The sequence below is a fragment of the Salegentibacter sp. genome, assembly GCF_041642575.1.
In the GTDB taxonomy this organism is placed as follows: domain Bacteria; phylum Bacteroidota; class Bacteroidia; order Flavobacteriales; family Flavobacteriaceae; genus Salegentibacter.
The window spans coordinates 1-9,203 of sequence record NZ_JBEPWD010000079.1 but is presented as its reverse complement, the minus strand read 5'-3'; the positions used below and the strand labels follow the sequence as shown (position 1 = coordinate 9,203).

Sequence of the window (9,203 nt, the reverse complement as noted above, 5' to 3'; positions counted from 1 at the left end):
AAGTCTGGTCTTCTGAAGCATCATCGATCACAAGCAATTCCCAGTTGGAATAGGTTTGCTCTCTGACAGATTGTATTGAGGCTTCAATAAAACTTTCAGCATTATAAGCCGGCATTATTACAGAAACCAAAGCATCCTGATTCATTATCTTCTAATATGTTTGGAAAAATCTTTATGCTCGCTTTTTTCCAGATCTCCAGGACTCAGGCTCTTGAAATATTCATAGGTTATTTTCATGCCTTCCTGCCGGGTTACCTTTGGTTCCCAACCTAAAACTTCCTTAGCTCTTGTTATATCGGGCTGACGCTGCAGAGGATCATCCTGCGGAAGCTCCTGGTAAACAATTTTCTGATTGGTCCCGGTGAGTTTAATGATCTCTTCAGCAAAATCCAGGATGGTGATCTCGTCGGGGTTACCTATGTTAACCGGTTCAGTATAATCGCTAAGTAAAAGGCGGTAAATTCCCTCAATTTGATCGTCTACAAAGCAGAAAGAGCGGGTTTGCAGGCCATCCCCAAAAACAGATAAGTCTTCTCCACGTAATGCCTGGCCGATAAATGCGGGAATAACCCGCCCGTCATTCAGGCGCATTCTTGGGCCGTAAGTATTAAAGATCCTGGCAATCCTAGTTTCCAGGCCGTGAAAGCGATGGTAAGCCATAGTAATAGATTCCATAAAACGTTTGGCTTCATCATAAACCCCACGCGGTCCAATGGAATTTACATTTCCGTAGTAATCTTCATTTTGAGGATGCACCAGAGGATCGCCATATACTTCAGAAGTAGAAGCGATAAGGATTCTCGCATTTTTTTCTTTAGCCAGACCAAGACAGTGCAGGGTTCCAACAGATCCAACTTTCAGCGTTTGAATCGGTATTTTAAGGTAATCTATTGGGCTGGCAGGCGAGGCAAAATGAAGTATATAATCAAGTTCTCCCGGCACGTGCACAAATCTGGTAACATCGTGATGCAGAAACTCAAAATTCTCGTTCCCAAAAAGATGTTCAATGTTTTTGAGATCTCCGGTTATGAGATTATCCATTCCAATCACCTGAAACCCTTCTTTTATAAATCGGTCACATAAATGAGATCCCAGGAAGCCGGCTGCACCGGTAATAAGTATTCGTTTTGCCATAAAATTCGTTTATTCCCGTAAATTACTTAAATTTTACGAAACCTATTGATGATAAGATCTTCAAGACTATCACGCCAGTGAAGCACCAGTTTTTTAAAGGTTTCTTGCAATTTTTGTTTATCTAAAACGCTATATGTCGGCCGTTCAGCCCGGGTTTTATAATAACCGCTTTTATTAAGCGTAACCTGATCTATCTTTCCTGAAAACTCCAGAATAGCCTTTGCAAAATCATACCAGGTAGCCTCACCTAAATTGCTGTAATGATAAAGTCCGAATTCTGAATTCTCTTCTCTAATCAACTGAAGTATAAAATCTGCAAGATCATTGGCATTGGTGGGAGTACCTGTTTGGGAGGTGGTAATATTAAGTGTGGCTCCTTCCTCTGCTTTTTTTAAAATGGTATTGAAAAAATTATGACCGAATTCAGAGTATAACCAGGAAGTTCTGAAAATAAAATGTTGATCCAATATCTGCCTGATATACTCCTCCCCTTTCAGCTTGGAGGCGCCGTAGACATTGATTGGGTTAACCACATCGGTTTCCCGGTAAGCATTGGTTGCTTTCCCGTCAAAAACATAATCGGTCGAAATATGGATTAAAACCGTTCCTGTATTTTTACAAACCTCAGCCAGGTTTTTGACCGCTTCAGCATTGATCTTAAAGGCGGTTTCTTCATCATCTTCGGCCTTTTCTACATTGGTATAAGCCGCGCAGTTAATACAATATTCCGGGTTTTCTTCAGAAAATATTTGCTGAAGCCGGTTTTGATCGGTGATATCGAGTTCAGAAGAATTAAAATTTCTTAATTCCATTTCAGGATATTCCGAAGCTATCTTTTGGAAACATTTTCCCAGCTGGCCTGAAGCACCTGTTACCAAGACTTTTTTCATCCAAAGACTTGTTTTAGGCTTGGCTGCGCAAGATCTTTATCTGAAATGATCATTTTTTCCACCGGAAACTCCCAATCTATGGCAAGATCAGGATCGTTATAAATTATGCCGCCTTCAGCATCGGGATGGTAATATTCATCACATTTATAGGCAAAAACAGAAGTTTCAGAAAGCGTTACAAACCCGTGTCCGAAGCCTTTCGGAATATAAAGCTGGTGCAGATTCACATCATCAAGAATGGTTTTAAAAACCTGTTTAAAAGTAGGTGATTCCGGTCTGAGATCTACCACCACATCAAGTACTTCCCCATAAATAGCGCGCACTAATTTAGTTTGACCAAACTCTCCTCGTTGATAATGCAGGCCACGCAAAACTCCATGTCTGGAAATCGACTGATTATCCTGAACAAACTCTTTAGTGATTCCTGTAAGATCGATAAACTTCTTCTTGTGATAACTCTCTAAAAAAAGACCCCGTTTATCTTTATAAATGTCGGGTTTTATGATAAAACAATCTTTTAGAGGTGTTTCTTCTACCTGCATTTATTGGTTTAGTTTTCAAAGACCTGGTCAAGGATCTTTTCGGTTATCAAATAAGTGGGTTTTACACCGGTGGTTCCTAAACCGCCTGATGCCAGGGTGCTTCCCGTTTCTAAGGGATTATCCGAAGCATAATAAGCATATCTCACTTTTACATCTTCTTTTATACTTCCCCGCAGTTTGGAGGCCGCCTGAATGGCTTTCTGGTAGTGGGCTCCTTCCATCTCCAGGCCGCTCACGTTCCAGGTAGAGTCATGGAAGAATTTCAAAATATCTTTATTCTGAAGGGAAGTTCCTAAAACCGTGATCATAGCTCCATCGACTATCTTGATCCCATTTCCTTCCAGGGCTTGTTTTTTGAGTTGATTTCTGAAGGGGTAATTATCGGCCGTACCTTCAAAAACGTGGGCGGTAGGGATCATAATATCTCCTTTTCCGCCGTCAAGAATGCCAGCTTTTCCCATTATGGAAATAGAAGCTACATTCATTTTTATCTCGTTTCCTTCAAAATTATAAGGTTTTAAAAGCTCATCCATGGTTTCGTAGGCCTGCTCTCCAAAGGCATAATCCATCACTACAAGTACAGGCTTTTCATCGTTTTTAAGCCCCGATTTCTTTCCGTTATAGCCGTTTTTGAGTTTAGCAGTATCAAAAACCTGAACATCTATATTGGTTCCGCTTTTATCTTCTAAAAAATTCATCCCTTTGTCCAGGGCTGTTTTCATCACCTTATTCCGCAACTTCCCATTTCCGCTATCGCTAAGCGCTTCGTAAATTTCAAGGACTTTTTTCTTTTTCAGCTCCTCTTTTAAAGCCACCGGTGTATATAGCGTGTTCATTACGCTATGCATATTCGCACTGATAATGTGAATGGGGCGATGCAAAAGGTTTTCCTTCAGAAGAAATTGCTTGATATTATCGGCCCAGATCTCCCCGTGGATATGATGACCTAATCTTTCGCGTAATACCGGACTAAACGTAATAATACGCTTTTCATTTCTTACCGTTTCGGCAATGGCGAGTTTTCCCAGATTGTAAATTATATTAAGAAAACGTTCCGGTTGCCCGGTGGAAGCAAATTTTGGATATAGAGTGAGTACTTCGCTAAAAGTACGGCCAAGAATATTTGCGGTATGCGTCAAAGCTACTTCACGCTCTTCTCTGCTGAGTTCGGTATCCTGCAGCACTGCTTTTTCAAGTTTTTCCCAATCCCTGGTCACACTACCTTCTTCATCAATTAGCACGCGTCTCATTATTTTATGGGATTCCACAAAAAGAAAAGTAAGATGCGTAAGAATATCGTATATCTCAGATCGTCCCCGGGTTATCTCAATATTCATTTGCTCTTCATCAATCCTGTAGCAGTTTCTACGACGTTTGGGCGGTACGATGGGCTGAAAATGAGAATTTCCGTAACCCTCATCGCTGGTTAAGTTGATATAGGTACATTCCTCAATACCAATTGGAAGTCTGTCAACGACATACAGGAGTCCGTTTAGCTCTACTTTATCTTCGGCAATGGAACCATAAATCTCAGGTCTTAGAGTCAACAAAGCTTCACGTAAGGTTTCTCCTGAAATTCCCATTGGTTTATAAAATCCCCGGTTAAAAAGGTGCCGCATAGTAATGTACATTCGCTCGATGGCGTGTGTACTTTCCTGTGCCCTGGTACGGCCTTGTAGTTTTAAATTCACCATATATTATACATTTATAATTTCTTCCAGAACTGCTGCAATTTTCCTGTCGTTGGCCAGTCGTGGCAGCTTATTCTGTCCACCAAGTTTTCCGATGGATTTCATGTACTTCTGAAATCCGTTTGCGGGAATCCGGCTGATTTTTAAAGGTTGAAGTATTTTTCCTTCAATAAGATCAAAATAATAAGAATTTTGCTCCTGAAGAGATTTATCAAGAATTTTTCTGAAGGCGTCTAAATCTTCAGGTTCTTTTTCAAATTCAATAAACCATTCGTGGTAGGGCAATTCATCATTATCGGGAGTAATCTGTGGGGCTACCGTAAATTCGCTTATACGCGCCTTAGTGTGCTCCGTAGCGACTTGCATGGCCTCTTCTACTTCCTTGGCGATAACATGCTCTCCAAAGGCCGATATAAAGTGCTTGATCCTTCCTGAAACTATCACCCTGTAGGGTTTAGTTGAAGTAAACTGCACCGTATCTCCAAGGTTGTATGCCCAAAGTCCAGCATTACTGGAAATAAGCATCACATAGTTAACGCCGGTTTCTACCTCACCAATAGTAAGTCGTTTAGGATTTTCATCAAAAAATTCATCGGTCTTAATGAATTCGTAGAACATGCCGGAATCCAACTGTAAGAGCATTCCTTTCTCGCTTTGTTTATCCTGAAATGCAAAAAATCCTTCAGAAGCAGGGTATAGCTCAATACTATCAACTTTTCGGCCGATTAGATTTTCAAATTTGGCCCGGTAAGGCTCATAATTCACTCCACCGTATATAAAAAGTTCGAAGTTTTTAAAGAGGTCTCCCACCTTTTGTCCGGTTTTTTGTTGGAGGCGTTCAAAATACATCTGCACCCAGGATGGAATCCCGCTAATAACCGTCATATCTTCATTTCGGGTTTCTTCAACTATAGCATCTACCTTGGTTTCCCAGTCTTCAATACAATTGGTTTCCCAACTGGGCATCCTGTTCTTCTGAAGGTATGAAGGCACATAATGGGCAACAATCCCCGAAAGTCGGCCTAGTTTCACTCCGTTTTTCTCCTCTAGTTCGGGACTTCCTTGCAGAAAGATCATTTTTCCGTCTACAAAAGAAGCATTTCCGGTTTCGGCGATATAACATAATATGGCATTTCGGGCGGCGTTAATATGGGTGGGCATAGATTCCTTTGTAAGCGGAATATACTTAGCACCGCTGGTAGTTCCCGAGGTTTTAGCATAATAAAGCGGTTTTCCAGGCCATAAAACATCAGCTTCTCCGGCGACCATTTTATCTACCCAGGGTTTCAGTTCTTCGTAGTCTCTAACCGGAACCTTTTCAGCAAAATCACGATAATTTTCAATACCGGAAAAATCATGATCTTTCCCAAATTGGGTATTTTTAGCCTGATCAATCAGGTCTTTGAAAACCTTTTGCTGAATGGCTTCAGGTTTAGAAGCCCAGGCATCTATTTTTTTTCGAATGTATCGGGCAAAAATCTTTGCTCCTATGGATTTTAAAGACATATAGTTTTAATCAAAATCAATGTAATCGGTTGGGTCTACCGGCACTCCTTCATTCCAGAGTTCAAAATGCAAATGGGGACCGCTGGTATATTCTCCGGTAGAACCTGCAGTTGCTATCACCTCCCCGGTTTTTACAATATCTCCCTGTTCTTTGGTCAAGGAGGCATTATGTTTATAAACCGAAAGCAATCCGTAGTTATGCCTTACAATAATCACATAACCGGTTTGTGTAGTCCATTCTGAAAAAATCACTCTCCCTTCAGCCACCGATTTTACTGCTGAATTCTTTGGAACTACAATATCTACAGCATAATGCCTGTCTTCCAAGTTGAAACCTTCAGAAATAGCTCCTTTTACAGGTGGAAACAAGGAAAAGTCAACGTTATCTGCTGCAGAGGCCAGGATGTTATATTTGTCTTCCTGGGCAACCTCTTCCCGTAAAATGGAATCTGCACGGGATGGCTCAATCGCCTCAACTTCTTCAGGTGGCGGCGGACTTTCCATCAAAGAATCCCGGTTAAGGGAACCTGTTTCGGCTTCTCCGGTTAAGACATCTCTTATAGAATTTAGATATTGACTATTTAATTTTAGAACATTTTGAAGGGAATCAGATTTGTAGGCTAGCTCAACTGCCCGGTTCTTCAATTCAGGAGAAGAATATCCGGGAATATACTCTCTGAGCGGTGTAAAAGCAATAATTACGGTAGTGGCGGCTACTAAAAATATTGCACTTAAAGTAACGGTTACAAAGACATTAAGCCGGGTTAGCTTAAAAGAAAGCCGCTCCTCAAAAGTATCTTCATTTAAAACTACCAACCGGTATTTATGAAGTAATTTTTTAGTGAACTTCTTTTTATGTCTCTTATTTTCTGCCATATTTTATACTGGGTTTACAAAGATAAATTAAAAATTCTCGGTGCAATTGGGTTTTGATTATCAAAATAGATTCCATAAGCTGCTTGTTTTTGATCTAATTTCAAAATTATAAAGCAATGGCTCGAAATTTGAAGCTGCTTATAATGAAGGAATTAAAGGTTTACCTCTAAATTAATTTTTAGCTATTAAGGTATATTTTGATGAATTCTTATTAAGTTTGTGAAATCTAAATTAAAGTTATGAATGCATTTATTTTACCATTGGCGATAGGAGCTCCACAAATCATATTGATTGTAATTGTGGTTTTGTTGTTATTTGGAGGTAGAAAAATTCCTGAATTAATGAGAGGATTAGGTAGTGGAATTAAAGAATTCAAGGATGCTTCCAAAGATGATAATGAGGATAATAAGGTTCCTGAAGATAAGAAATAACTACCTTAAACAGTATAAAAATCAAGCCCAACTCTATAAGTTGGGCTTTTTCTTTATCTGATCTTTGCAGTTTTGATGATGGCATCCAGCTCGAAGATATTATCCCTTTTTCCTCTTGATGGAGAAAAAACAAAACCTTCTACTACCACATACCTATCGTTAGCTTCATCTTTAATAGCATAGTTCACAAAAGGCCCGGCCATAAAAGCGTTTTTAACCTCCCAGGTTCCACGGGTCTCGTAAGCGAACTTACCGTCTATTTCTGTTTCAAAAAGATAAGGGGCATAGGCTTCTTCAGTTATCATATAACTTCCTTCAACCGGTCCCGGAATATGAGCTATACCAATAGAATCTCTCATTTTGATGATGTTGCCAATTATATTGGTGTCTTTCTCAATTTGACTGATTGGCACCTCATAAATCAAAAGCTCCATATTCCCCTTGGTGATCTCCTTTCTAAGCCAGGTAAAGTCATCTTCTTCTACGGCATAGCGAAAAATAGATGGAAATTTAAGGGAAAGTCCAAACTTCTCCTCGAGTTTTTCATCCTTTCCTAAGGATTTTGCCATACGCCGTTGCTTCTCCTTCATTTCGGTCTCCAGGAACATCGCAATTACCTTATCAGCACCTTCATTTACCGCATGAACAAGTTCTTCCTCATTAGATCCAGAAATAATTATCCCTGTTTGGGGTCTTGCATACATATCTTTAATCACTTTCATCCCGGCTTCATTGCCTTTTTCTACTTTGATAAAAGAACGATTTCTTCTCACAAAGCCTGTGAATGTTTCCGGCGGAACTTGTTTAAGACTAAAAATGGGTTCTTCCTGGGGCAAACCATCTACCGTAGCAGCAAAATTATCCCTAAGAGCTTCCCCAACGGGTCCTTCCCAGAGTTTGTTTTCAATAATTAAAGTAATCTGATTGATATTTCCCGAGGAGTCTACAAGAATTCTTTCGCTTTCGTCGCCGTTTTGGTCATTACAGGAAATAAAAAGAACTAAAGAGAAAAGAAGAACTAAAGATTTTTTCATTTGGTTTAATTTGAGTTTCATATTATCCCTTAGAAACCTTAAGTTTCATGCCGGGTTTAAGGCTTGATGTACCTACATTATTCCAAGCCCTCAAATTCTGTACCGTAACTCCCGGAAACTTACGGGAAATACTCCATAATGAATCTCCTCTTTTAACTGTATATGTTTTTGAAGTGTTATTAGCCTTAGTATTGGAAGCTGATGAGCTTTCAGAAACGACAGGTCTTCTGGGATATATGGTTAGGTATTGCCCAACTCTCAAATTATTAGACCTCAGGGTGTTCCAGCTTTTAATTTGGCTTACTCCTACGCCATAACTTTCGGCAATTTTACCGAGATAATCACCGCTTTTCACCTTATACCTAATTCTCTCATCGGCTTCAATATAATTAGGTAGTGATTTTTTCTTTTCCGCCAGATCCTGAGTTACATATTCATAGATCTCAGCTTCATTAGATACAAATGCACCGGAAACAGATCTCGGCAACCTAATGCTGTAATTCTTATCTTCCACATGCGGAATGATGTCCAGTTTATAACTTGGATTAAGAAACTGAAGCATTTCTTTCTCAATCCCTGTAACTTTTGAAATATGATCAAAGGTGAGCATTTCTTTTACCCTGATCGTATCGGTTTCAAAGAAAGCAACTTCAGGTTTTTTAGGCTGAAAATCATGTTCTTCGGCATATTCAAAAATATAAAGGGTAGCAAGGAAAGCCGGAACATACCCTGCAGTTTCACGTGGAAGGAATCTTCTAAGTTCCCAGTAATTAGTGGAGCCTCCACTTCTTCTTATGGCTTTCGAAACATTTCCAGGCCCCGAATTATAAGAGGCTAGAACCATATCCCAATCTCCAAAAGATTTGTAGAGGCTTGCGAGGTATTTCGCAGCCGCTTCGGTAGAACGTTCCGGATCCATTCGCTCATCTACATATGAACTCACATTCAGATCAAGCATTTTCCCTGTAGCAAACATGAATTGCCATAAACCGGTAGCTCCCACCCGGGAACGCGCCCTTGGATTAAGTGCAGATTCCACAATTGCCAGGTATTTAATCTCCAGCGGAATATCGTATTTATCCAGTTCCTGCTCAAACAT

10 protein-coding genes are annotated in these 9,203 nt (G+C 40.0%); 1 reads left to right on the top strand and 9 read right to left on the bottom strand.

Annotated elements, in window-relative coordinates:
- From ACESK1_RS10530 to ACESK1_RS10500, 7 genes are all read right to left on the bottom strand, one after another.
- A partial coding sequence (locus ACESK1_RS10530) for a glycosyltransferase family 2 protein (protein WP_372920142.1) occupies positions 1-115 on the bottom strand: 115 nt, incomplete at its 3' end.
- A gap of 29 nt (positions 116-144) precedes the next feature.
- Complete coding sequence (locus ACESK1_RS10525; RefSeq protein ID WP_372920141.1) at positions 145-1,134, bottom strand: UDP-glucuronic acid decarboxylase family protein; 990 nt, start codon at positions 1,132-1,134, stop codon at positions 145-147.
- A 26-nt stretch (positions 1,135-1,160) separates the two neighbouring features.
- On the bottom strand, positions 1,161-2,024 hold the full coding sequence (gene rfbD, locus ACESK1_RS10520; RefSeq protein ID WP_372920140.1) for a dTDP-4-dehydrorhamnose reductase: 864 nt from the start codon (positions 2,022-2,024) through the stop codon (positions 1,161-1,163).
- Positions 2,021-2,566, bottom strand: coding sequence for a dTDP-4-dehydrorhamnose 3,5-epimerase (gene rfbC, locus ACESK1_RS10515; RefSeq protein WP_372920139.1), 546 nt, complete (start codon positions 2,564-2,566; stop codon positions 2,021-2,023). Before rfbC ends, rfbD begins: the two co-directional genes overlap by 4 nt.
- Positions 2,567-2,574: 8 nt before the next feature.
- A complete protein-coding gene (locus ACESK1_RS10510; RefSeq protein WP_372920138.1) occupies positions 2,575-4,260 on the bottom strand; it encodes a hypothetical protein in 1,686 nt (561 codons plus the stop codon).
- 3 nt (positions 4,261-4,263) lie between these two features.
- Positions 4,264-5,763, bottom strand: a complete 1,500-nt coding sequence (locus ACESK1_RS10505) for a GH3 auxin-responsive promoter family protein (protein WP_372920137.1) — start codon at positions 5,761-5,763, stop codon at positions 4,264-4,266.
- Positions 5,764-5,769: 6 nt separating this feature from the next.
- Positions 5,770-6,639 carry a M23 family metallopeptidase gene (locus ACESK1_RS10500; RefSeq protein WP_372920136.1) on the bottom strand — a complete coding sequence of 290 codons (870 nt, stop codon included), beginning with the start codon at positions 6,637-6,639 and terminating at the stop codon, positions 5,770-5,772.
- A gap of 239 nt (positions 6,640-6,878) precedes the next feature.
- Between ACESK1_RS10500 and tatA the strand changes: the two genes are divergently transcribed.
- Positions 6,879-7,070 (top strand): twin-arginine translocase TatA/TatE family subunit, encoded by a 192-nt coding sequence (tatA, locus tag ACESK1_RS10495; protein WP_372920135.1) that lies wholly within the window; start codon positions 6,879-6,881, stop codon positions 7,068-7,070.
- A 53-nt stretch (positions 7,071-7,123) separates the two neighbouring features.
- On the opposite strand, the gene ACESK1_RS10490 is transcribed toward tatA, so the two are convergent.
- On the bottom strand, positions 7,124-8,104 hold the full coding sequence (locus ACESK1_RS10490; RefSeq protein WP_372920134.1) for a DUF4837 family protein: 981 nt from the start codon (positions 8,102-8,104) through the stop codon (positions 7,124-7,126).
- A 22-nt stretch (positions 8,105-8,126) separates the two neighbouring features.
- Positions 8,127-9,203, bottom strand: a 1,077-nt coding sequence (locus ACESK1_RS10485; RefSeq protein ID WP_372920133.1) for a LysM peptidoglycan-binding domain-containing protein, incomplete at its 5' end; no start/stop codon positions are given.